At 72.5% G+C, this 24,064-nt stretch carries 16 protein-coding genes and 2 pseudogenes; 10 read left to right on the forward strand and 8 right to left on the reverse strand.

Translation table 11 applies throughout. The features are described 5' to 3' along the window. Positions 1–106: 106 nt before the first annotated feature. The 6 genes from ACWGJB_RS22005 to ACWGJB_RS22030 form a co-directional block, all read right to left on the reverse strand. Positions 107–919 (reverse strand): hypothetical protein, encoded by an 813-nt coding sequence (locus ACWGJB_RS22005; RefSeq protein ID WP_453381819.1) that lies wholly within the window; start codon positions 917–919, stop codon positions 107–109. A gap of 197 nt (positions 920–1,116) precedes the next feature. Next, positions 1,117–1,998, reverse strand: coding sequence for a dTDP-4-dehydrorhamnose reductase (gene rfbD, locus ACWGJB_RS22010; protein WP_453381820.1), 882 nt, complete (start codon positions 1,996–1,998; stop codon positions 1,117–1,119). Beyond that, positions 1,998–2,996, reverse strand: a complete 999-nt coding sequence (gene rfbB / locus ACWGJB_RS22015) for a dTDP-glucose 4,6-dehydratase (protein ID WP_453381821.1) — start codon at positions 2,994–2,996, stop codon at positions 1,998–2,000. Before rfbB ends, rfbD begins: the two co-directional genes overlap by 1 nt. After that, positions 2,993–4,060, reverse strand: a complete 1,068-nt coding sequence (locus ACWGJB_RS22020) for a glucose-1-phosphate thymidylyltransferase (RefSeq protein WP_453381822.1) — start codon at positions 4,058–4,060, stop codon at positions 2,993–2,995. Before ACWGJB_RS22020 ends, rfbB begins: the two co-directional genes overlap by 4 nt. 162 nt (positions 4,061–4,222) lie before the next feature. Next, complete coding sequence (locus ACWGJB_RS22025; protein ID WP_453381823.1) at positions 4,223–4,501, reverse strand: hypothetical protein; 279 nt, start codon at positions 4,499–4,501, stop codon at positions 4,223–4,225. 82 nt (positions 4,502–4,583) lie between these two features. After that, positions 4,584–7,028 carry a SpoIIE family protein phosphatase gene (locus ACWGJB_RS22030; RefSeq protein WP_453381824.1) on the reverse strand — a complete coding sequence of 815 codons (2,445 nt, stop codon included), beginning with the start codon at positions 7,026–7,028 and terminating at the stop codon, positions 4,584–4,586. Between the two features lie 197 nt (positions 7,029–7,225). Between ACWGJB_RS22030 and lanKC the strand changes: the two genes are divergently transcribed. From lanKC to ACWGJB_RS22050, 4 genes are all read left to right on the forward strand, one after another. Then, the gene (gene lanKC / locus ACWGJB_RS22035) at positions 7,226–9,805 is read left to right on the forward strand and encodes a class III lanthionine synthetase LanKC (RefSeq protein WP_453381825.1); all 2,580 of its coding nucleotides are present in this window, start codon (positions 7,226–7,228) and stop codon (positions 9,803–9,805) included. A 69-nt stretch (positions 9,806–9,874) separates the two neighbouring features. Then, the gene (locus tag ACWGJB_RS22040; RefSeq protein ID WP_351696969.1) at positions 9,875–9,991 is read left to right on the forward strand and encodes a SapB/AmfS family lanthipeptide; all 117 of its coding nucleotides are present in this window, start codon (positions 9,875–9,877) and stop codon (positions 9,989–9,991) included. 99 nt (positions 9,992–10,090) lie between these two features. After that, positions 10,091–11,800: an ABC transporter ATP-binding protein gene (locus ACWGJB_RS22045; RefSeq protein ID WP_453381826.1), complete on the forward strand. Its 1,710-nt coding sequence runs from the start codon at positions 10,091–10,093 to the stop codon at positions 11,798–11,800. Positions 11,801–11,861: 61 nt separating this feature from the next. Then, positions 11,862–13,673: an ATP-binding cassette domain-containing protein gene (locus ACWGJB_RS22050; protein ID WP_453381827.1), complete on the forward strand. Its 1,812-nt coding sequence runs from the start codon at positions 11,862–11,864 to the stop codon at positions 13,671–13,673. A 7-nt stretch (positions 13,674–13,680) separates the two neighbouring features. On the opposite strand, the gene ACWGJB_RS22055 is transcribed toward ACWGJB_RS22050, so the two are convergent. Next, positions 13,681–14,289, reverse strand: coding sequence for a response regulator transcription factor (locus ACWGJB_RS22055; RefSeq protein WP_453381828.1), 609 nt, complete (start codon positions 14,287–14,289; stop codon positions 13,681–13,683). 314 nt (positions 14,290–14,603) lie between these two features. On the opposite strand from ACWGJB_RS22055, the gene ACWGJB_RS22060 reads away from it, so the two are divergent. Next, positions 14,604–16,763 (forward strand): PP2C family protein-serine/threonine phosphatase, encoded by a 2,160-nt coding sequence (locus ACWGJB_RS22060; protein ID WP_453381956.1) that lies wholly within the window; start codon positions 14,604–14,606, stop codon positions 16,761–16,763. Positions 16,764–16,853: 90 nt separating this feature from the next. On the opposite strand, the gene ACWGJB_RS22065 is transcribed toward ACWGJB_RS22060, so the two are convergent. Beyond that, entirely contained in the window at positions 16,854–18,290 is a 1,437-nt protein-coding gene (locus tag ACWGJB_RS22065; protein ID WP_453381829.1) for a S1 family peptidase, read from the reverse strand. A gap of 264 nt (positions 18,291–18,554) precedes the next feature. Between ACWGJB_RS22065 and ACWGJB_RS22070 the strand changes: the two are divergent. The 5 genes and pseudogenes from ACWGJB_RS22070 to ACWGJB_RS22090 form a co-directional block, all read left to right on the forward strand. Then, positions 18,555–18,856: pseudogene (locus ACWGJB_RS22070) on the forward strand (hotdog domain-containing protein). Positions 18,857–19,393: 537 nt separating this feature from the next. Continuing rightward, entirely contained in the window at positions 19,394–19,609 is a 216-nt protein-coding gene (locus tag ACWGJB_RS22075; RefSeq protein WP_453381830.1) for a type A2 lantipeptide, read from the forward strand. A gap of 121 nt (positions 19,610–19,730) precedes the next feature. After that, the gene (locus ACWGJB_RS22080; RefSeq protein ID WP_453381831.1) at positions 19,731–20,537 is read left to right on the forward strand and encodes an HlyD family efflux transporter periplasmic adaptor subunit; all 807 of its coding nucleotides are present in this window, start codon (positions 19,731–19,733) and stop codon (positions 20,535–20,537) included. Continuing rightward, entirely contained in the window at positions 20,534–22,765 is a 2,232-nt protein-coding gene (locus ACWGJB_RS22085) for an NHLP family bacteriocin export ABC transporter peptidase/permease/ATPase subunit (RefSeq protein WP_453381832.1), read from the forward strand. Before ACWGJB_RS22080 ends, ACWGJB_RS22085 begins: the two co-directional genes overlap by 4 nt. Before the next feature lies 1 nt (position 22,766). Next, positions 22,767–24,064, forward strand: a pseudogene (locus ACWGJB_RS22090) (NHLP bacteriocin export ABC transporter permease/ATPase subunit); the annotation flags it as partial.

The raw sequence follows: 24,064 nt of genomic DNA on the forward strand, positions 1-24,064 counted from the left end.
CCCACCCCACCACGCCCCCGTCGCTCCAAAAGACGGCGCGCGGCGCGCCCCCCCCCCCCCCCGCGCCCCCCCCCCCCCCCCCCCCCCCCCCCTCGGGTGAGCGGTGTCAGGACTTGGCGTAGCGCTGCTTCAGCGCGCTGCGCTTGTTGCTGCCCTCTGCATTCCTGCCTTTTTCGATGATCACCAGGTTGTGGTAGAAGTGCACGCCGACCACATTGAGGTCGGTGTACGTCGGCTGATAGTTCTCGGTCACGAATTCCTCGTAATTCAGCCCGTCCACCAGCCGCTTCAGCATCCCCATACTGGTGTGCGCGGCGTCGAGATCCTCACTGCCCTGCCATTCGGGCCAGTACGACGACTGGGTGTCCTCGACGATGTAGATGCCACCGTCCTTGAGCCGGGGGAAGAGCGTGGCGAACGTCGTGAGCACATGCGGACTACGGTGACTGCCGTCGTCGATGATGACGTCCAACTCACCGATCTTGTCGGCGACGGCGTTCAGGGACGACGGATCGGACTGGTCTCCGATGAACGTCGTGATGCGATCCTCGTCGACAAATGACTTGTCCTGGATGTCCATTCCGAAAATCCGCGCCTTCGGGAAGAACTGCTTCCACATGCGCAGGGAGGCACCGCCCTGACCTGGCCTGTTGTAGCCGCCAATGCCGATTTCCAGCAGGTTGAACGAGTCGTTCTTCAGGTGCCCGAGATGGCGCTGGTAGTGCTGGGTGTAGCGGTGTATTCCCCACTTGTCCGTCTTGAAGTGCTGGGCGAGTTTGTTGAGATCGCCGGAGATCGCGTCAAGCCCCGTCGGCTTGGCCGGTTTGGCCGGCTGGGCGGACAGACGCCGCTTCAGTCGTCGCAGGACCCGCACATTCTTCTCACCCAGTACGGACTTTACGGTCGCTCGCATCGACATCGCGGGGCAAATCCTTTCCCTACCCGACCCACAAGACATTCAAAGCATCATCGTAGTGAACCGGGGCCATCCACAAGGGGCTAACGCGACGGCCTGTGAAAAAGGCTCGGCGGGCTGCGCTATTTCCATACACCGCAGGGCGGCCGACATGCTCGGTGAGCCGTCGGCCGCCCTGCGGCAGGTGGGTGCGAAGTGCCTTATGCGGACATCTCCTTGCGGATGTGCGGCAGCCCCTCCGCCAGGGCCTGACGCCAGTCCCGCGGCGGCTCAAGGCCGACCTCGGCCCACCGGTCGTGGCCGAGGACGCTGTACGCGGGGCGGGGTGCCGGCCGGACGAACGCCGCACTCGTGGTGGGGCGTACCCGCTCCGGGTCGGCGCCGAGCAGACGGAACACCTCCCGGGCCAGCTCGCACCAGGTGGCCGCGCCGGAGCTGGTGCCGTGGAAGACGCCGTGCGCGCGGTCGTCCCGCCCTAGGCGGGGGCCGAGGTCGGCGATCCGGGCGGCCAGGTCGGCGCTCCAGGTGGGCTGCCCGCGCTGGTCGTCGACGACGTCGAGGGTGTCCCGGCGGGACTCCAGCTCGATCATGGTGCGCACGAAGTTCTTTCCGTGCGTGCCGTACAGCCAGGCCGTGCGGACCACCGCGCTCGCGCCCGGGAGCTCGGCCAGGACGGCCCGTTCGCCGGCGAGCTTGGTGCGGCCGTAGGCGGTGCGCGGGTCGGTGGGGTGGTCCTCGGGGTACGGGGTGGTGCGGGCGTCGCCGTCGAAGACGTAGTCCGTGGAGACATGGACGAGGCGGGCACCGTGCCGGGCGGCGGCGCGGGCCAGCAGGCGCGGGCCCTCGCCGTTGATCAGCAGGGCCCGCTCCTCGTCGGTCTCGGCGTCGTCGACGGCCGTGTACGCGGCGCAGTTCACCACCAGGTCGGGCCGGTGCCCGGCGAGCGCCGACGCCACCGAGTCGGCGCTGGTGACGTCGAGGTCGGCGCGGCCCAGGGCCACCACCTGCGCACCCCGGCGGGTGAGTTCCTCGACCATGTCGTGGCCGAGCATTCCGCCCGCGCCGGCGACGAGCCACTTCATCAGTGCTTCTCCTGCTCCTTGCGGGATTCGAGAGCGGCGCGTTCCTTCAGCGGCTCCCACCAGTCCCGGTTGTCGCGGTACCAGGCGACGGTGGCGGCGAGGCCGGAGGTGAAGTCGTGCTTGGGGGTGTAGCCCAGCTCGTCGCGGATCTTGCTCCAGTCGACGGAGTAGCGCTGGTCGTGGCCCTTGCGGTCGGCGACGCGGTCGACGCGGTCCCAGTCGGCGCCACAGGCTTCCAGGAGCAGGCCGGTGAGTTCCTTGTTGCTGAGCTCGGTGCCGCCGCCGATGTTGTAGACCTCGCCGGCCCGGCCGCCGGTGCGGACCAACTCGATGCCCTGGCAGTGGTCCTCGACGTGCAGCCAGTCGCGGACGTTGCTGCCGTCGCCGTAGAGCGGGACGTTCCTGCCGTCGAGGAGGTTGCTCACGAAGAGCGGGATGACCTTCTCGGGGAACTGGTGCGGCCCGTAGTTGTTGGAGCAGCGGGTGACGCGGACGTCCAGGCCGTGGGTGCGGTGGAAGGCCAGTGCGAGCAGGTCCGAGGAGGCCTTGGACGCGGAGTACGGCGAGTTCGGCTGGAGCGGGTGGGTCTCGGGCCAGGAGCCGGTCTCGATGGAGCCGTAGACCTCGTCGGTGGAGACGTGCACGAACGGCCCGACGCCGTGCCGCAGGGCCGCGTCGAGGAGGGTCTGGGTGCCGACCACGTTGGTGCGGACGAACGCGCCGGCCCCGTCGATGGAGCGGTCCACGTGCGACTCGGCGGCGAAGTGCACCACCTGGTCGGCCTCGGCCATCAGCCTGTCGACCAGCTCGGCGTCGCATATGTCGCCCTGCACGAAGGTCAGGCGGGGATGTGACTCGGGCAGGTTGGTCAGGGTGCCCGCGTAGGTGAGCTTGTCCAGCACGGTGATGTGCGGCGCGTCGGGGGCACTGTCGGCGAGCAGGCCGCGGACGTACGTGGAGCCGATGAAGCCGGCGGCGCCGGTGACGAGGAGGTTCATGAACGGATCTGCACCTTGCTGTGGTCTCCGAGGACGAGGCGGTGGGCGCTGGGGGTGCCGGCTGCCGGGGTCACCTCGACATGCCGGCCGATCAGCGAGGACTCGATCCTGCCCACCCCGTCGATGGAGGAGTCCCGCAGCACTATGGAGAACTCCAGTTCACTCTCGGTGATCCGGCAGTTCTCGGCGACCGACGTGAAGGGGCCCACGTAGGAGTCGCCGACGACGGTCCCGGCGCCGATCACGACAGGGCCGACGATCCGCGAGTTGGTGACGCGGGCGCCCGCCTCGACGACCACCCGGCCGACGATCTGGCTGGCCTCGTCGACCTCGCCGTCGATACGCGGCTCCATGGCCTCCAGGACGGTCCGGTTGACCTCGAGCATGTCGACGACGTTGCCGGTGTCCTTCCAGTAGCCCTTGATCACCGTGGAGCGCACGTCGGCACGCTGGTCGATGAGGTGCTGGATGGCGTGGGTGATCTCCAGCTCGCCGCGCCAGGACGGCTTGATGGCACGCACGGCGTCGTGGATGGCCGGCGTAAACAGGTAGACGCCGACCAGGGCGAGGTCGCTCTTGGGCTCCTGCGGCTTCTCCTCCAGGCCGACCACCTGGCCGTCGGCGTCGAGTTCGGCGACACCGAAGGCCCGCGGGTTGGGCACATGGGTGAGCAGGATCTGCGCGTCGGGACGGGTCTCGCGGAACTCCTCGACGAGTCCCGCGATGCCGCCGACGATGAAGTTGTCGCCGAGGTACATGACGAAGTCGTCGTCGCCGAGGAAGTCCCGCGCGATCAGCACCGCGTGGGCCAGACCCAGCGGGCGCTCCTGGGGGATGTAGGTGACGTCGAGACCGAACTTCGACCCGTCACCCACCGCTTCCTCGATCTCGGCGGCGGTGTCGCCGACGATCATCCCGACCTGGGTGACACCGGCGGCGGCAAGGGATTCGAGCCCGTAGAACAGCACGGGTTTGTTCGCCACCGGCACGAGCTGTTTCGCTGACGTGTGGGTGATCGGCCGAAGCCGTGTACCGGCACCGCCGGAGAGCACCAAAGCCTTCATTCACTACACCTTATAGGTGAACATCTGGTTGAGACGTTCTTCTGTTTTCCTGATGGGTTACGACAGTATGGCCCTGGCGCGGATGCCATGTGACCACGAGATGCCTCGAAGCGGCATCTCGTCTGTTTTTTACGATAATTTGGACGCACGTTCCCGAGCGGCTCAGAAGTCCTCCGGCCAGCCCGCCGCCCGTTCCACCTCCGCCTCGACCTCGGACCGCGGCCGGCCCTCGTCACGGGCGTACTCGCTCACCGCGGTCAGTTCGTCGCGGGCCAGGTCGCGCCAGGCGCGCAGGGCGGTCTCGTAGGTCTCGGACTGGGCGCCGCCGCCCGGCTGCTGCAGGGCCGGTGGCCCATAGGCGTCCCGCAGTTCCAGGACCTTGTCGTGGGCTGCGTCGGCCGCGCGGTGCTTCGCCACGAGTTCGTCGAAGGTGTGTGCCACATCAAGGACATTAAGGACGGTCGCCGCGCCCCGCCTCCCGAGACGGCCGAGTGCCCACCCGAGTGACCCCCCGGTCCTGCGGTCAGTCCTCCAGGACGAGGTCCGCCCACACCTGTTTGCCGCCGCTGACCGGCACGGTCCCCCAGGTGGCCGACACGGCCTCCACGAGCAGGATGCCGCGCCCGCCGGTGGCCTGCCAGCCGATGTTCGCGGGTTTGACCGGGCTGCGCGGCGAGGCGTCGACGACGGCGATCCGCAGCCGGTGGTCGACCAGGGTCAGATCCAGCCGGACCGGGCCGTCGGTGTGGATCAGGGCGTTGGTGACGAGTTCGGAGACCACCAGCAGGCCCGTGTCCATGGCGTCGTCGGTGATGCCCCAGGAGCGCAGGGTGCGGCGGCTGAAGCGGCGGGCGTGCCGGGCCGCCTCCGGGACCCGCCACACCGTCCAGCTCTCCCGCAGCGGGCGCACGGCCATGCCGTCGTAGCGCATCAGCAGCAGGGCGACGTCGTCGATGCGCCGGGCGTTGCCGAGCAGGGCGTCGGCGACCAACCCGAGGTGGCTGGGGTCGGAGGCGCCGAGGTCACGGGCGAACCGCTCCATGCCGTCGTCGATGTCGGTGTCGGGGGACTCGACCAGACCGTCGGTGGTGAGCGCGAGCAGGGTGCCGGGGCTCAGGCTGAGCTGGGTCATCGGGAAGTCGGCCTGGGCCACCACGCCGAGCGGCGGTCCGCCCTCGGTCCCGGCGATCTCGGTGGTGCCGTCCGGGTGACGCAGGACCGGCTGCAGATGCCCGGCGCGCACGCACCAGGCGGTGCCGGCCTCCATGTCGACGTCGACGTAGCAGCAGGTGGCGAAGAGGTCGCTCTCCATGTCCATGAGGAGCCGGTTGGTATGCGAGACGACCACGTCGGGGCTGTGCCCCTCGGCCGCGTAGGCGCGCAGCGCGGTGCGCATCTGGCCCATCAGGGTGGCGGCCGCGGCGCTGTGGCCCTGGACATCGCCGATGACGAGGGCGACGTGGTTGTCGGTCAGCGGGATCACGTCGTACCAGTCGCCGCCCACCTCCAGGCCCTCGGCGGGGGGCAGATAGCGGGCGACGGCCAGCGCGCCGGGCAGCCGGGGCAGTCGGCGGGGCAGCAGGGCGCGCTGGAGCATGCCGACCAGCTCGTGCTCGGCGTCGAAGGCGTGGGCGCGCATCAGGGCCTGCCCGGCAAGGCCGGCGGCGGCGGTGAGCAGGGCGCGTTCGTCGGAGCCGAAGTCGTGCGGGCTGTCCCAGCCGATCAGACAGATCCCGGCCATCCGGCCGCCGGCGGGCAGCGGGAGGACGGCGAGGCCGCCGGGGCCGACCTCGGCGAGGGCGGGTTCCAGGGCGGTCGTGACGGGCCAGATCCGGGGGCGGCCCACGCGCAGGGCGGCGGCCAGAGTAGGCATGGAGCGCACCGGCGCGTCCGGCCATTCGGTGCGCCATTCGGTGCGCCACAGCTCGGGCCAGGACTCGGCGTCGGGAGGGTCCAGGACGGTGACGACCAGGCGCTCGTTCTCCAGTTCGGCCAGGGCGATGCGGTCGGCCTTGAGCGGTCCGCGCAGGGCGGCGACGACGGCCTGACTGACGTCCTTGACCGTGCCGGCGGTGGCCAGCGCGGCGGCGAGCCGCTGCACCCGGGCCACGTCGGTGACGTCGGAGCGGAGCGTGGAGGCGTCGGCGACGGTGCCGGCCAGCCGGGCGGGGTGCCCCTCGGCGGCCGGCACCATGCGGCCGCGCAGCCGCAGCCACTTGGGCGAGCCGGAGGGATCCAGGATCCGGAACTCCAGCTCGCGGTCGCCGATCGACATGTGGTCGGCCTCGACCACGGACATCAGGGCGGGCACGTCCTCGGGGAGGGTACGGCCCAGCAGGGTCTCGACCTTGCCGTCGAAGTCGTCCGGGCTCATGTCGAAGAGGGCGAGGATGCCGTCGCCGACCTTGATCCGGCCGGTGTCCATGGCGAGGCTGAACGCGTCGGCGGGCAGTTCGCCGGTGTCGGAGACGGTGGGGAGCGGGGCGGGCAGGGCGATCGCGTCGGCGATCAGTTCCAGGCAGGCGCGGTCCTCGGGGCCGAACCCGCCGTGCCGTTCGCCGACCACGACCAGGAGTCCGGCGCGGCCGGGCACCGGCAGGACCGCCAGCGAGAACTCCTGGGACGGGGTCCGCCGCGCCTCCGGGCAGTCGGCCAGTTCCTCGGGTGCCAGCCAGACGGGCCGCCCGGTGCCGTAGGCCTCGGCGGCCGGGGACCGCCCCACGGCCGGGTAGGCGTCACGCAGGCCGAAGATGGTGCGGGGCACTCCGACCGACTCGGCCAGTCGCAGCATGGCTCCGTCGTCGCCGGGTGTGTACACCCCGGCGAACGCCGCTCCGGCGAACACCAGCGCCTGTTCGAGGACACGCCGGAGCCGGTCGGGTGCGCCGGGATCGCCCGTGAGCGTTTCGAGGGCTATTTCGGCGCGCTCCGTTCTGATTCCGCGTACCGCGGCGCCCTCACTGACCACGCCGCCATTACAGCGCTTATGAGGCGTCCGCGCAGCCCCTGTGACCGTTCCGTGGAGGCTGGGGGTCCGTTGCGCTCGAAAGGCACCGAACATGTCTTGACCCGTGGGTTCCGCACGGTGAGCTCGTGACAGACGTGACTGTCCGCGACCGTGCGGCGCCTGCGAGTGTCGGGTCCGGGCCACGGAGGGGGAGGCGGATGGACAGGCGGTACGAGGTGTACGCGCTCGCCGACGGGCATTTCTACGACACGCCCGCCCGGCTCGGGACGGGCCGGGCGCTGACGGAGCCGCTGTTCGCGGCGGCGCGTCGCGCGGTGCCGGAGGGCTGGCACGCGGCGCGCTCCGGAGACTGGCTGACCATGACGCCGGTCGGCCCGGACGGTGCGCCGCTGCCGTCGCCGGCCCAGGGCTGGAAGATCCACTCCTCGGCGACCCGGGCGAACGCGGAGCGGATCGCCGCGATCGTGTGGGACTACTGCGTGCCGCGCCGCATCCCGTTCAAGTTCGTTCCGGGACCGCATCTGCTGCATCTGCGCAACGCCAAGTACGCGGGCCGCGACACCAGCGGCAAGTTCGTGACGGTCTACCCGGCCGACGAGGACCGGCTACAGGATGTGCTGCGTGAACTGGGCACGCTCCTGGAGGGTTTCGAGGGTCCGTACATCCTGACCGATCTGCGCTGGCACGAGGGGCCGCTGTACGTCCGCTACGGCGCGTTCGCGCGCACGTACGTCGTCGACGAGCGCGGTTCGCTGGTGACGGCGGTGCGCGACGGCGCGGGCAGGCTGGTGCCGGACCGGCGGGCGCCCTCCTTCCAGGTGCCTCAGTGGGTGACGCTCCCGGAGTTCCTGCGGCCGCAGCTGGCGGCCCGGGAGGCCACCACGGTCGGCGAGCTGCCGTACCGGATCGAGAAGGCGCTGCACTTCTCCAACGGCGGCGGCGTGTACGCCGGGACCGACACGCGGGACGGGCGGCGGGTGGTGCTCAAGGAGGGGCGGCCGCACGCGGGGCTCGCGGCCGACGGCGCGGACGCCGTCACCAGGCTGGGCAGGGAGAAGGCCGCGCTCGAGGCGGCGGCCGGCACCGGGGTGGTGCCCGAGGTCCGGGACTGGTTCACGCTGGGCGACCACCGGTTCCTGGTGATGGACTTCCTGGAGGGCCGTCCGCTCAACGCCTTCTTCGCCGAACGGCATCCGCTGCTCACCCCGGACCCGGATCCGGCGGCCGTGCGCGCCTACACGGAGTGGGCGCTGCGCATCCACCGGAAGGTGACGGCGGCCGTCGAGGCGGTGCACGCGCGCGGGATCGTCTTCAACGATCTGCATGTCTTCAACATCATGGTCGGGCCCGACGAGGAGACGGTGTTCCTCATCGACTTCGAGGCGGCCGCGCCCGTCGAGGAGAACGGCCGTCAGGTCGTCGCCCACCCCGGCTTCTTCGCTCCGCCGGACCGCAGGGGCGTCGAGGTCGACCGGTACGCGCTCGCCTGTCTGCGGCTCGCCCTGTTCCTGCCGGTCACCACCCTGTTCGTCGTCGACCGGGGCAAGGCGGCCCATCTCGCGGACGTGATCGCCGGGCAGTTCCCGGACGTGCCCCGCGCCTTCCTGGACGAGGCGGTCGCGGAGATCACCCGGGGCACCCCGGCCGCACGTCCCGTCGTACCGGCGGACTGGCCGCACAGCCGCGACTCGATGGTCAAGGCGATCCTCGCCTCCGCCACCCCCGAGCGCGACGACCGGCTCTTCCCGGGTGACATCGCCCAGTTCGGCGACGGCGGCGGACTCGGCCTCGCGCACGGCGCGGCCGGTGTGCTGTACGCCCTGGACCGAGCCGGCGCGGAACGCTACGACGAGGGCGAGCGCTGGCTGCTCGACCACACCGCACCGCCGCCGCCCGGCACCCCGCTCGGCCTGTACGACGGTCTCGCGGGCGTCGCCCATGTCCTGGACGGGCTCGGCCACCGGCAGCGCGCCCTGGACCTCGTGAGGGGGATCCTCCGGGAGAACTGGCGCAACCTCTCCTCCGACCTGCACGGCGGCCTGGCCGGTCTGGGCCTGGTCCTTGACGCCCTGGCCGACTCGGCCGGGGAGCCCGAGCTGCGCGAGCGGGCCGCGGAGGCCGCCGAGATCCTCCTGCGACGGCTCGCCGAACCGCTCCCGGACACGCCCGGGCGGCGCGCCGGGCTGCTGCGGGGCGCGACCGGGCCCGCGCTGTTCCTGCTGCGGCGGTACGAACGGACCGGCGAACCGGCCCTGTTGGCTGCGGCCGGCGAGGCGATGCGCCGGGACCTGGACCGCTGCGTGGTGCAGAAGGGCGGCGGTCTGGAGGTCGACGAGGGCTGGCGCACGCTGCCCTACCTCGGCGACGGCAGCGCGGGGATCGGGCTGGTCCTCGACGACTGGCTCGCCCACGGCACCGACGAGAGCAAAGTCTTCGAGCGGGCCCGCGCGGCCGTCCTGACCGCCGCCACCTCACGCTTCTACGCCCAGCCCGGCCTCTTCCAGGGCCGCGCCGGGATGATCCTGCACCTCGCCCGGACCGGCGCCGACCCGGTACGGCTCGCCGCCCAGGTCGACGGGCTCGGCTGGTTCGCGATGGCCTACCAGGGCCAACTCGCCTTCCCCGGGCACCAGATGATGCGGCTCTCCATGGACCTCGGCACCGGAACCGCAGGGTGCCTGCTGGCGCTGACCGCCGCCCTCGACGGCGGCCGCGCCGCGCACCTGCCGTTCCTCCCGCCGCCACCGGCGGCCCCCGCACGCGGCTCCGCATGCTGACGGAGCCGTGACACAACCCCGTCCCCAACAACACCGGGGGGACCGCTCGGTCCCCGGAAAGGACACGCTATGGCCCTTCTCGACCTGCAGACCCTGGAGTCCGAAGAGCGTCACGACGGCGGCGGCGCCAGCACGGTGAGCCTCCTGTCGTGTGTGTCGGCGGCGAGCGTCCTGCTCTGTCTCTGACCGGCACCGCGAACCCGGCTCCGGGCGGCCCTCTCCTGCGGGAGGGGCCCGTCCGGGGCCTTCGCCCGAAGCCGTCCACCGAGGCGAGGCCCGCGCCCGATGACAGCACCTGCACCTCCCCCAGACCTTTCACGCACCGCCCTGCGCCATGCCGGGGTGCGCTGTGCCGTCCTGTGCCTGGTCAGTACGGCCGCCACCGCGGCGGGGCTGCTGCTGCCCGCCGTGCTGGGCCGGACCCTGGACCTGCTGCTGGCGGGCGCCCCGGCGGCCGGCTGGGTGGGCCGGGCCGCCGCCCTGGTCCTGCTGCTCGCCCTGCTCGACGCCTGCGCGAGCGTGCTCGCCGGGACCGTCGACGCACGGGCCACGGCCGGGCTGCGCAGCGGAGTGACCGCGCATGTGCTGGCCCTCGGGCCGCGCGCGCTGCCCCGGTTCGGCGCCGGGGACCTGGTCGCCCGGCTGGTCGGGAACGCGGCGCAGGCCGGCACCGGGCCCGCCGCGCTCGCCGCGCTGCTGGCCGCGCTCGCCGGTCCGGTCGGGGGCGTGGTCGCGCTCGGCGTCGTCGATCCGTGGCTGGCGGCCGTGTTCCTGGCCGGGGCACCCGTACTCGCCCTGCTGCTGCGGGCGTTCACCCGGGACACCTCTGCGTGCGTGGCCGAGTACCAGCGGGAACAGGGCCGCATCGCGAGCGCACTGGCGGAGGCGGTCGATGGCCGGCGGACCATCGCGGCGGCCGGCCTCCAGGACCGGGAGACGGCCCGGGTCCTGCGACCGCTGCCCGCACTGGGCCGCGCCGGGCACCGGATGTGGCGGGTGCAGGGCCGGGCGGCCGCCCAGGCGGTCACCGTGGGTCCGCTGCTCCAGCTCGCGGTCGTGGCGGTGGCGGGCTTCCTGCTCTCCCGGCACCGGATCTCGGTCGGCGAGGTTCTCGCCGCCTCCCGCTACGCGGTCCTCGCGACCGGTGTCGGCGTACTGGTCGGCCAGCTCGCCGCCCTCACCCGGGCCCTCGCGTCGGCGCGGCGCCTGGCCGAGGTGACCGGATACCCCGCGCCCGCACACGGCACCTGCCCGCTCCCCCCGGGCCCCGGCCGCCTGGAACTGCGCGGGGTCGCGGCACACCGGGGCGGCCGCGCCGTCCTCGACGGCGTCGATCTGACCGTCCCCGGCGGCACCGTCCTCGCGGTCGTCGGCCGCTCGGGCACCGGCAAGTCGCTGCTGGCCGGGCTCGCGGGCCGGCTCACCGACCCGGACGCCGGAGTGGTCCTCCTCGACGGCGTTCCGCTGCCCGCGCTCCCCCACGACGAGCTGCGCCGGGCCGTCACCTACGCCTTCGCCCGCCCGGCCCTCCTCGGTACGACCGTCGGGGACACCATCGCCTTCGGCCTCACCACCCCCTCCCCCGCCGAGGTCGGCTCCGCCGCCCGCCGAGCCCGGGCCGACGTCTACATCCGCCGACTGCCGGACGGCTGTGCGACCCGGCTCGCCGACGCCCCGCGCTCCGGAGGCGAGGCCCAGCGCCTGGGGCTCGCCCGGGCCTTCGCACACCCCGGACGGCTGCTGATCCTCGACGACGCCCTCTCCAGCCTGGACACGGTCACCGAACACCACATCACCGAGTCCCTGCTGGCCCCGGGCCCCGGACCGACCCGCCTGATCGTCGCCCACCGCGCGGCGACGGCGACCCGCGCGGACACGGTGGCCTGGCTGGACGGGGGGCGGGTCCGGGCGCTGGGAACCCATGCGGAGCTGTGGCAGGACCCGGAGTACCGGGCGGTGTTCGGGGCACGGCTGCCCGAGGAGCCCGGGCGGTGAACGGCCGGCTGCTCCGGGCGCCCGGCCGTGTTCGGGCGCCCGTGACCGAGGAGGCCGCGCGGTGACCGGTCGGCTGCTCCAGGTGCGTCGGCCCGTGCTGGCGCGGCTCGCGTTCTGGTCGGTGCTGGAGGCCGGGCAGACCTTTCTGCTCGGGTACGCCCTGGCCCGCGCGCTGGACGCCGGATTCCTGGCCGGGGACGCCCGGACCGGGCTGCGGTGGCTCGCGGCGGCAGCGCTCGGCGTGGGGGTCGGGGCGTTCGGGACCCGCCGGGTGTACGGGGTGGTCGCCGACCTGGTGGAGCCGGTGCGGGACCGGCTGGTGGCGGGGGTGGTGGCGCGCGGGGTGCGGGACGGGGACCGGGGGGCGCAGTCGGGGCTGACCCAGCAGGTGGAGATCGCCCGGGACACCCTCGCGGGGCTGGTGATGGTGTCCCGTTCGTTCGTGTTCACGGTCGCCGGCGCCCTCGCCGGGCTCTGCGCCCTCGCGCCGCCGCTGCTGCTGGTCGTCGTGCCCCCGCTCCTCGCCGGCCTGGGCCTGTTCGCGGCGACCCTGCGCCCGCTGGCCCGCCGGCAGGAGGCCTTCCTGGTCGCCGACGAGGCCCTCGCGGAAGAACTGGGCGAGGTGTGCCCGGGGCTGCGGGACGTCACGGCGGCGGGCGCCGAGGAGTACGTGGCCGAGCGGGTCGGGGAGCGCGTCGACGGCGAGTTCCGGGCCGCGAGGGCGCTGGCCCGGTGGAGCGTCGTACGGGTGGCGGCCCTGGCGGTCGGCGGCCAGCTGCCCCTGGTGCTGCTGCTCGCCACCGCCCCCTGGCTGCTCGCCCACGGCGTGACCGCGGGTGCTCTGGTCGGCGCGCTCGCCTACGTCACCCAGTCCCTGCTGCCCGCCCTGCAGAACCTCGTACACGGCCTGGGCACCAGCGGAGCCCGCCTCACGGTGGTGCTGCGCAGACTCCGCCCGCCCCCGGAATCCGGCGCCCCCACCGACGCCACCGATACCGCGGCCTCCGACACGTCCACCGCGGCCCCGGCCACTCCGGACGCCGACACGTCCACCGCGGCCCCGGCCACTCCGGACGCCGACACGTCCACCGCGGCCCCGGCCACTCCGGACGCCGGCGCGTCCGTCAAGGCCGCCGGCGTCCCGCGCTCCGGTGTCCCGGCGCTCGCCCTCGCCACGGTCAGCTTTGCCTACGGGCCGGCGAGTACCCCCGTCCTCGACGGGCTCGACCTGTGTGTCGCGCACGGCGGTCACCTCGCCGTCGTGGGGCCGAGCGGGATCGGCAAGTCGACGCTCACCGCGGTGGCCGCCGGGCTGCTGACCCCGGTCCAAGGCGAGATCCGGGTGTGCGGGCACCCCGTGCCCGGGGTCCGGGCAGCCACGCTGAGGGTGCTGATCCCGCAGGAGGCGTACGTCCACACGGGCACCCTCGCCGAGAACCTCGGGCTGCTGCGGGCGGACCCCGTCCCGGAGCCGGAGCTGCTGGCCGCCGCCGAGGCGGTCGGACTCACCCCGTTCCTGGAGCGGTGCGGCGGCCCGGATGCCCCGGTGCACCCGGCGGAGCTGTCCGCGGGCGAGCGGCAGCTGATCGCGCTCACCCGTGCCTACCTCTCCCCCGCGCCGCTCGCCCTGCTCGACGAGGCCACCTGCCATCTCGACCCGGAGGCCGAGGCCCGTGCCGAGCGCGCCTTCGCCGCACGGCCCGGCGGCAGCCTGGTGGTGGTCGCGCACCGGATCTCCTCCGCCGGCCGCGCCGAGCGGATCCTGGTGATGGACGGCCCGCGCACCGCGTACGGCACCCACGAGGAGCTGTTGCGCACCTGTGCGCTCTACCAGGACCTGGTGGCGCCGGCCCGACCGCCCGCGCCCCGGTGAACAGGGTTCACAGCCACCCCTCGCCCTGGGAGATCCGGATCGCGTCGACGCGGTTGCGGGCGCCGGTCTTGCGGGTGATCGCCGCCATGTAGTTGCGGACCGTCCCGTGGGACAGGTGCAGGCTCCCGGCTATCTCCGCGATGGACGCCCCGGCGGCCGCCAGCTCCAGCACGCTCAGCTCCCGTCTGGTGAGCGGGATCTCGGCGGCCTTGAGGAATCCGAAGCCCAGCGACTCGTCGACGAAACGTTCCCCCTCGGCGGCGCGCCGGATCGCCTGCACCAGTCGTTCCGGCGCGCCCTCCTTGTCGACGTAGCCGAGCGCCCCTGCTTCGGCGGCTCGTTTCAGCAGTCCGGGTCTGTTCGCACCGGCAAGCACCACCAGCCGCGGCGGGCTTGTGCCGGGGTCCACCGGGCGCAGGTCGGCCAGCGGTGGCACACCGTGGGTGCCGGAGCTGTCGAGGTCCGCCGCGCACACGTCCGGCCGGACCGCCCGGACCCGCCCTCGTGCGCTGTGCCACGGCGTGTCGTCCACGCGGAGCCCCGGTTCCCGGCGTAACCACTCCGCCAGGACCGACCTCACCAGACACGCGTCGTGCACCAGAAGTACCCGGATCACCGCCGCCCCCTCAGCCGTACCTCGGCTCTTCGGTTCATGGTGTTGAACGCGTGCCCCATTCTTGGTGTCCGCGACCGTTCATGGGCGCGAAGTTCCGGCCATCAGGGTGCGCGGGGGCGCACGCCCGGCGCCCATACGCCGCCGCGCGCTTCGGCTGCGGGGGAATGTGCCGGGGCGAACGGGGTACGCGGAGGCGGCCCGGCGCGGGGGCCTGTGCCGCTCTCGCCGTGCACCGGTCGCCGCTACGAGGGAGTCTTGACCCCGAGGACGCGACGCGCGGCCGGACGAGGAGGTGGTCGGGCGTGTCCGAAAGGATGGGGGCCCCTCCCGCGCCGGTGACACCGGGCCCGGAGGACACGGCGGCCGACGCGCCCCGGTCCGGCCGGCCGCCGCTGCTGTCGTTCGCGCTGGCCTCGTTGCTGGACGAGGTCAAGGCACACTCCGGCGCGATCTATCTCCTCGCCGCCGACGAGCCGGTCCTGGAGATGGCGGTGACGGCGGGGCTGCCCCGGGCCTTCGTGGCGCCCTGGGAGCGGGTCGGGCTGAGCACGCCGATCCCGGTGGCGGAGGCGGTACGCGAGCGGCGCCTGGTGTGGGTAGGCGGCGAGGAGGACATGGCGCGCCGGTATCCGCGGATCGCGGTGGTGCTGCCCTATCCGTTCGCGCTCGCCGCGTTGCCCGTGGCGACGGCCGACACCGTGTACGGGGCGCTTTACGTGACCTGGCCCGGTTCGCATCCGACGGTGCTCTCCGACCGCGAGCGGGCGGGGCTGACCGCGGCGGCCGACCGGCTGGCGAAGCGGCTGGCACGGGCCGCCCGGGACCACCGTGCGCCGCGGGCCGAGCCGGATCTGCTGGCGGCACCGGCCTCCGGGGTGGCGGGCACGCTGGGCACGGTGGAGGCGGCGCGGATGGTGGCGCGGCTGCCGTACGGGCTGCTCTCGCTCGATCTGCACGGGCGGGTCGCCTTCGCCAACGCGGCGGCGGCCGAGCTGCTCGGCGTCCAGGTCGGCGATCTCCTCAGCACCCAGCCGTGGGTGTCGGTGCCCTGGCTGAACGACCCGATGTACGAGGACCGCTACCGGGCGGCGCTGATCAGCCAGCATGTGACGTCGTTCGTGGCGCTGAAGCCGCCGGGCGACTGGCTGTCGTTCCGGATGTATCCGAGCAGGGCCGGGCTGACCACCCGGATCAGCCGGGCACGGGCGGTCGCCGAGATGGTGGGCGCGCTGCCGCGTCCCGACGCGGCGCCCGGTTCCCGGCTGGTCACCATCTCGCAGGTGCTGAGCCTGGCCGGGGCCCTGACGGAGGCCGTCGGCGTGCAGGACGTGGTGCAGCTGGTGGCCGACGAGGTGGCCCCGGCCGTCGGCAGCCAGGCGCTGGTGGTCCTCGGGTCCCGGGGCGGACGGCTGCACGTCCTCGGGCAGCGCGGGTACGACGATCCACGGACCGTGGAGCGCTTCGACGGCCTGCCCCTGGCCGAACGGACACCCGGCACCCATGTCCTGAACACCGGCGTACCCGCGTTCTTCGAGTCGAAGCAGCAGCTGGAGCGGTTGTATCCGGGCCGGAACGAGGCCCCGGACGGGTTCGCCGCCTGGGCGTATCTGCCGCTGATCGCGTCGGGCCGGCCGGTGGGCACCTGTGTCCTCGCCTACGCCGAGCCGCATGCCTTCCCCGCGGACGAGCGCGCGGTGCTGACCAGTCTCGGCGGGCTCGTCGCGCAGGCGCTGGAGCGGGCCATGCTCTACGACGCGAAGAACCAGCTGGCGCACGGTCTGCAGGCGGCCCTGCTGCCGCACTCGCTGACCCCGCCGCCCGGCATCGAGGCGGCCGCGCGTTATCTGCCTGCCATGCACGGCATGGAGATCGGCGGCGACTTCTACGACCTGGTGCCGACCCGGCCGCTGGCGGCGGCGGTGATCGGGGACGTCCAGGGGCACAACGTGACGGCGGCCGGGCTGATGGGCCAGATCCGCACCGGGGTAAGGGCCTTCACGACCGTCGGGCAGGCCCCGGAGGAGGTGATGCGGAGCACCAACCGGCTCCTCATCGACCTCGGGGCGGATCTGTTCGCGAGCTGTCTGTATCTGCGGCTGGATCCGGAGCGGGGGCGGGCGGTGATGGCCCGGGCCGGGCATCCGCCGCCGTTGCTGAGACGCCCGGACGGGCGGGTACGCGTGCTCGACCTGGCCGGCGGCCCACTGCTCGGCATCGACGCGGAGGCGACGTACCCGACCACCGAGGTGTCACTGGCACCGGGCTCGGTGCTGGCCCTCTACACCGACGGGCTGGTCGAGTCGCCCGGTGTGGACATCGAGGACGCGCTGGTCGATCTGGGCGAACTGCTCGCGGAGAACGGCGACCAGCCACTGGAACAGCTCGCCGACACGCTCGTGCGGCACAGTGCGGCGGCGCAGGAGCGTGTCGACGACGTTGCGGTGCTCTTGCTCAGAGCATGTTCCATCGGCTGACGGCCGCGGGGTGCGATGCGGTCCGGCCCTCCCGCCGGAGGGCCGGACCGTCCACCACCGGCCGGAACCGCTGGCTGGGCAGGCGGTGGGTCAGTTGGCCGACGAACCGTCGTTGGCCGACGAGCCGTCGTTCGCACCGGTCCCGGACTGGTCACCGGTCCCGGACTGGTCACCGGTGCCGGTCTCGTCGCCGGTGCCCGTCTGGTCGCCGACACCGCTCTGGTCACCGGCCGTCGCGGACGGGTCGGCGGTGCCGCCGATCTGGTCGCCGCCGGCCTGGTCGCCGGCGCCGTTCCCGTCGCCGGCCGTGGCGGACGGGTCGGCCGTGGCGGACGGGTCGGCCGTGGCCCCGGCGTCACCGGCGCCCGCCCCCGCGTCGCCGAGGGTCGCGCCGGTCGCCTGGAGGGCGGCGGTCACCGGCTGGAAGAAGGTCTCGCCGCCGGAGGTGCAGTCGCCGCTGCCGCCGGAGGTCATGCCGACCGCGCCGCCGTCCTGGGTGAACAGCGAGCCGCCGCTGTCGCCGGCCTCGGCGCAGACGTTGGTCTGGATGAGACCGGTGACGGTGTCGACGCCGTTGGGGTCGGTCTCGCTCTGGAAGTTCACGGTGGCGTCGAGGCCGGTGACCTGACCGTCGTGCAGACCGGTGGTGGAGCCCATCCGGAACACGGTCTCGCCGACGGTGGCGTCGACGGCCTGGTTGATGGCGACGGTCTGGCCGTTGCCGATGTTGACCTCGCTCGGCGCCTGGGTGGTGGCGTCGTTGTACTTGACGAGCGAGAAGTCACCGTTGCCGGGGAACTGCGCCTGGTCCACGGTGGCGATCGGCTGGCCGGTCTCGGAGTCGGACCAGTCCTTGGCCGCGACGCCGCAGTGACCGGCCGTCAGGAAGGCGGGGCTGCCGTCCGAGGCGGTCACGTTGAAGCCCAGGGAGCAGCGCACGGTGCCGTCGGCGACCTGGGAGAAGATGGCGTCGCCGCCGGAGACGAGGGGCTTGAAGGTGCCCGACGACTTCTTGAGGGTCGCCATGTTCGAGCCGAGGCTCTGCACCGTCGACTCCAGCGTGTCCCACTTGGTGCCGGTGACGGTGGAGTCGGCGGTGACCACGACCTTGTTGGTCTTCGGGTCGACGGCCCAGGCGGTGCCCGGGATGGTCGCCTTGGTCTTCAGGGTGCCGGCGACCGCCGCCAGCTCGGAGTTGCTGTTCTGCACCTGGCGGACGACCGCGCCGGCCTTCTCCGCCTGGACGGCTATGTTGTCGTCGCCGTTGATGACGTTGACGACGAGTTGCTGCTTGCCACTGTCGTAGTAGGAACCGGCGAAGGCCTGACCGAGCAGGCCCTGGAGCTGCGTGGCAAGATCCGAGGCGTCGGTCGCCGACTTGAGCGTCTTGGGAGCGGTGGCAGTGGCGCCGGAGGCGTTGTCCTGAGACGCGTTGGCCATCGGCAGCAGAAAGGCCGCAGCTCCGAGCGCCGCGACACCGCCCACCGCGATAGCAGCCTTGCGCTTCGGAATTCGCTTGTGACTCAAACTTCTCGACCTCCAAGGGACGGAGTGTCTGCCGTGTTCGGGCAGTCGTTCGTGAGCGGCGCCTGGATGGCCATAGGTACGGGCGGGTCACGTGGTGCGTTCAATTCCGGTTCTTAACTTCCTTTGACCCAAGGCGAATCGGCCACGCCGCGCTGGTCCCGGGGCGGTTGCGCGTGCCGTGCCGCGGGCCCGGGAACAATCCCCCATATGGCGATGACCACCACGGAAGCCGACAGGATCCTCTCCGCCGACTTCGCCCCCTGAGTGCTCGATCCGGGGCTGTCCGTCGAGGCGGTGGGCGAGGACCGGGCAGTACTGCTCTGCCCTGGTCGGACCCGTTGTCCCGGGAGGGCGGCGGCCTGTCGGGGCAGGCGCTGACGGCGGCGGCCGACACAGCGACGGTGATCGCGGTCGCGGCGGCCCGGGGCGGCTTCGTGCCGATGACGACGGTGCAGCAGCCGGCGTCGTTCCAGCGCGCGCAGACCGGTTCGGATGTCCTGATCGAAGCGGTGCTCACCAAACCCGGCCGCCGGACGGCGTTCGCCGACATCACGATGAGCGACTAGCGGTCGGGGGCGCTCGCGGCCCGGGCAAGCACGGTCTACGCACTCCTGAGGTGAACACCCGCACCAAGAACCGACACGATCGGCATTCGATCACTCACGGTCCGTAGCGATCACGTATCGGAATCCTTGCTTCAGGGAATCTGCACATCCAATACCCAAGCAGGTCACGGGGAGCGGCAGATCTGCACAATCACGCGCCCCCAACCGTGCCTTTGGCGCGGAGTGCCGGATTCGCCGCCGGCAGGGCAAGCCGTGCGACGGCGGCGAAGTCGTGCGGTGTGTGAAGGAGTCGCCGACAAGGCGTGCCCACGCCTGCACGGATGAGCCCCTCTGGGACACAAGTGCCCAGGTGAGACGCATGGTTGATTGGATGCGCGGACCGCGGGCGTGCTTTGATCCATCGCACCGCGGGGTCGCCAGGGTCTCCCGGAGACGGGCGCCCGGCGCCTGCGGTCGCGGCCATCCGTACTGTCCCCATAGGGCCGTTGGGGGGCCGCTCTCCCCCTTGTGAATACCCATATGAAGGGAAGTTCCATCATGAACTCCACCCCCCAGGTTGAGACCGTCGAGATCTCCGACGCGGAGCTCGACAACGTCTCCGGCGGTCTGGCCCTGAACGCCCTCGGCACCGTCACCGGCCTGGTGGACGGCGTTGCCCCGGTTTCCGGCCTGGTCAACACGGTTGTCGGCACCGTCGAGGGTGTCTCCGGCCTGAACACCCAGCCGGTCACCAACCTGGTCGCCGGTCTCTGATCGCACCTCGTTGCCGCTGAGTCCCGGAGCCGTACCCCGGCCCCGGGGCTCTCGGGTGTTTTGAGGCACCCCCCGAGACACCCCTTTCACCAGCGTCTCTCCCACAGGTGAGGGAAGTTCCGTGCAGTTCCGCCAACAGGCCCTCGCCAAGCTCCAGTCGCCGGAGGAGCTCGATCTTCCGGTGCGTTTCGCCCGTCCGCAGGGCTGGCTCGCACTGTCCGTCTCGGTCGTCGTGATGGCGGCGGCCTCGGTATGGGCGGTGACCGGTTCGGTCGCCTCCACGGTGAGCGCGCAGGCCATCCTCACCCATGGTCAGGGCAGCTACATCCTGCAGAGCCCGGTCGCCGGGCAGGTCACGGCCGTCCTCGCACAGCAGGGCGAACGGCTGCCGGCCGACGCCCCCGTCCTGAAGGTCCACACCAGCCAGGGCGACTCGGTGGTGCGCACGGTCGCCGCGGGCCGGATCAGCGCACTCGCCGCCACCATCGGGCAGATCATCCAGACCGGTGCGAACGTCGCCGCCGTGGAGAAGATCGCGCACGCCTCGGACCCGCTCTACGCGACGGTCTACGTCCCCGCCGAGAACGCCTCCGCCATCCCCGCGAACGCCCCGGTCGACCTGACCGTGTCGTCGGTGTCGACACAGGAGTACGGAGTGCTGCGCGGCCATGTGAAGTCGGTGGACCGCGCCGCCCAGTCGGCCCAGTCGATCTCCGCGTTCCTCGGGGACAGCCAGCTCGGCGAGCAGTTCAGCAGGAAGGGCCGACCGGTGGCGGTCCTGGTCCGGCTGGACCCGTCGAGGAAGACGAAGAGCGGCTACAAGTGGTCCTCGGCGGACGGACCGCCGTTCACGCTCGACTCCATGACCCTGGCCTCGGGTGCGATCCGGCTGGCCGACCAGCACCCCGTCGATTGGCTGCTCCCGTGACCACCGCCCAGGAGACCCAGGAGAACCGTGGCCGCCGGCGCGCCGCGCCGCCCAAGCGGCCAGTGCCCAAGGGCCGCGGCCGCACGGTCCGCACCCCCAGCGTGCTCCAGATGGAGGCCGTCGAGTGCGGCGCCGCCTCTCTCGCCATGGTCCTCGGCCACTACGGCCGCCATGTCCCGCTGGAGGAGCTGCGGATCGCCTGCGGTGTCTCCCGCGACGGCTCGCGCGCCAGCAACCTGCTGAAGGCGGCGCGCAGTTACGGCCTCACCGCCAAGGGCATGCAGATGGACCTGGCCGCCCTCGCCGACGTACAGGCCCCGGCGATCCTGTTCTGGGAGTTCAACCACTACGTCGTCTACGACGGCATGGGCCGCCGCTTCGGCCGCCGCGGCGTCTTCGTCAACGACCCCGCCAAGGGCCGCCGGTTCGTGCCCATGGAGGAGTTCGACGGCAGCTTCACCGGCGTCGTGCTGGTCCTGGAGCCGGGCGACGGCTTCGAGAGGGGCGGCCGCAAGCCCGGTGTCCTCGGCGCGATGCCGGCCCGGCTGCGCGGCACCGCGGGCACCATGCCGGCGGCGGTGCTGGCCAGCCTGCTGCTGGTGGTCGTGGGCGCGGCGGTGCCCGCGCTCAGCCGCCAGTACATCGACATGTTCCTCATCGGCGGCCAGACCTCGCTGCTCGGCGTGCTGTTCGCCGCGATGGGCACCTGTGTACTGCTCACCCTGGCCCTGACCTGGCTGCAACAGGCGAACCTGCTGCACGGCCGGATCGTCTCCTCCACCCTGTCCAGCGCCCGCTTCCTGCGTCATCTGCTGCGGCTGCCGGTGACCTTCTTCTCCCAGCGCAGCCCGGCCGACCTGGTCCAGCGCCTGCAGTCCAACGACCAGGTCGCCGAGACCCTGGCCCGCGACCTCGCGGCGGCCGGCGTGGACGCGGTGGTCGTCATCCTCTACGCGGTGCTCCTCTACACCTACGACACCCAGCTCACCTACCTCGGCATCGGCGTGGCCCTGCTGAACATCGTGGCCATGCGGTTCGTCGTGCGGCTGCGCGCGACCCGGACCGCCAAGCTGCGAGCCGACACCGCCCGGCTCACCAACACCTCCTACACCGGCCTCCAGCTGATCGAGACGATGAAGGCGACCGGCGGCGAGGACGGCTACTTCCGCAAGTGGGCCGGGCAGCACGCGAGCACGCTGGAGGAACAGCAGCGGCTCGGGGTGCCCAGCGCCTGGCTCGGGGTGGTGGCCCCGACGCTCGCCACTCTCAACAGCGCGCTGATCCTGTGGATCGGCGGGATGCGCGCGGTCGAGGGCGGTATCTCGGTCGGCCTCCTGGTCGCCTTCCAGTCCCTGGTCACCCGCTTCACCGCACCGCTCACCCGGCTGAACGGCGTCGCGGGCCGGATCCAGGACTTCGCGGCCGACGTGGCCCGGCTGAAGGACGTGGAGAGCTTCCAGGCCGACCCGATCTACGCCCGCCCCGGCGCCGGCGACTCCACCCGGCGGCTGCACGGCCATGTCGAGCTGGAGAACATCACCTTCGGCTACAGCCCGCTCGACAAGCCCCTGCTCACCGGCTTCGACCTGACCGTCGGACCCGGCCGCCAGGTGGCCCTGGTGGGCGGCTCGGGCAGCGGCAAGTCGACCGTCTCCCGGCTGATCTCGGGCCTGTACGCGCCCTGGGAGGGCGTGATCCGCATCGACGGGCAGCGCCTGGAGGACATCCCGCGCGGCGCGCTCGCCGCCTCCGTCTCCTTCGTCGACCAGGACGTCTTCCTCTTCGAGGGCTCGGTGCGCGACAACGTGGCGCTGTGGGACCCGTCGATCCCGGACGAGGCGGTGGTGGAGGCGCTGCGGGACGCGGCCCTGTACGACGTGGTGACGCGCCGGCCCGGCGGCATCCACAGCAGGGTCGAACAGGACGGCCGTAACTTCTCCGGCGGCCAGCGGCAACGCCTGGAGATCGCGCGGGCGTTGGTGCGCAGGCCGAGCATCCTCGTGCTCGACGAGGTGACCAGCGCGCTGGACGCGGAGACCGAGCTGACCGTCATGGACAACCTGCGTCGGCGCGGCTGTGCCTGTGTGGTGATCGCGCACCGGCTGAGCACGGTCCGCGACAGCGACGAGATCGTCGTGCTGCAGCACGGCACGATCGTGGAGCGCGGGCGGCACGACGCGTTGGTGGCACACGGCGGGGCGTACGCCGCGCTGGTCAGGGAGCGATGAGATGACGACCGCAGACGACGGCGACCTCGTTCTCGGCGCGCTCGGCTCACTGGGCGCCCGGATCGACTGCACCGGTTTCAACCGGCTGGACCTCGAAGGGCCGCAGGTGCTGTGGCTGGTGGTGTCCGGCGCCCTTGACCTGTTCGCGGTGGACGCCGAACAGCAGGGCCAGTGGCACCATCTGGGCCGGCTGGAGGCAGGCGCTCTGCTGCTCGGTCCGGTCGCCGGACCCCAGCACACCCTGGTGGCCCGCCCGTTGCGGGACTGCGTGGTCCACCGCATCGGCCTGCGCGAGCTGTACCAGCCCGCCGCCACCCAGACCTGGTCCTACGACGAGTACGGCAACCCCCAGTACGTGCCGCCGACCACCAGCCCCCTGGAGTACGCACTGGCACTGGGCGTCGGCCGCGGCCTGTCGATCCTCTTCCAGGCCCCGATGGCCGCCGGCGAGCGGGCGGCGGCCCCCACCGACGACGACGTCTTCTGGATGCAGGTACCGCCGGGCAGTGTGCAGTACGGCTCGCTGTACGGTGCGGAGGCGGCCGCCGACCTGCTGATGGACCCCGCCCTGTGGCAGAGCATGGTCGACCAGCAGTACCGGCTGCTCACCACCCTTGACCGGTGGATCGAGCAGCTGGAGCACACCCACGAGACCCGCACCGCGGCCGGTATCAAGGCCGGTGAGGCGGTCCGCGCCCAGGCCGACCGGACGCTGCTGGCCTCCATCGGCAAGGCGGCCAAGCGTACGACCGCCGCCGATGCCGACGCTTCCTACGCGGCCTGCAGGCTCGTCGCCCAGGCGGCCGGCATCACCCTCGCCGAGCCCGCGCAGAGCGGCACCGAGAGCGACCGTATCGATCCGGTCGAACGGGTGGCCCTGGCGTCCCGGGTGCGTATCCGGGCGGTACGCCTGGACGGCCGCTGGTGGCGGGACAACGTGGGACCGCTCGTCGGTCATCGTGCCCTGTCCGGCGCCCCGGTCGCGTTGCTGTGGCGGCGCGGCGGCTATGTCGCCGTGCATCCGGCGACCGGCCGGGAGACGCCGATCGAGAAGGCGAACGCGGCGGAGTTCGAGCCGCGCGCGGTGATGTTCTACCGCCCGCTGCCCGACAAGGCGCTCACCCCGCTCGGCCTGCTCCGGTTCAGCCTGCGTGGCACCCGCGGCGACCTCGGCGGTCTGCTCCTCGCCGGGCTGGTGACCGTGGGGGGGGGGGGGGGGGTGGAGAGAAAAAAACGCACCGGGGGGTTGGAGGGACGAAAAAAAGACCCCACACAAAAAAGAGTGGAAGGAGGGGTTGA

This window comes from Streptomyces sp. NPDC054813, from assembly GCF_053611365.1.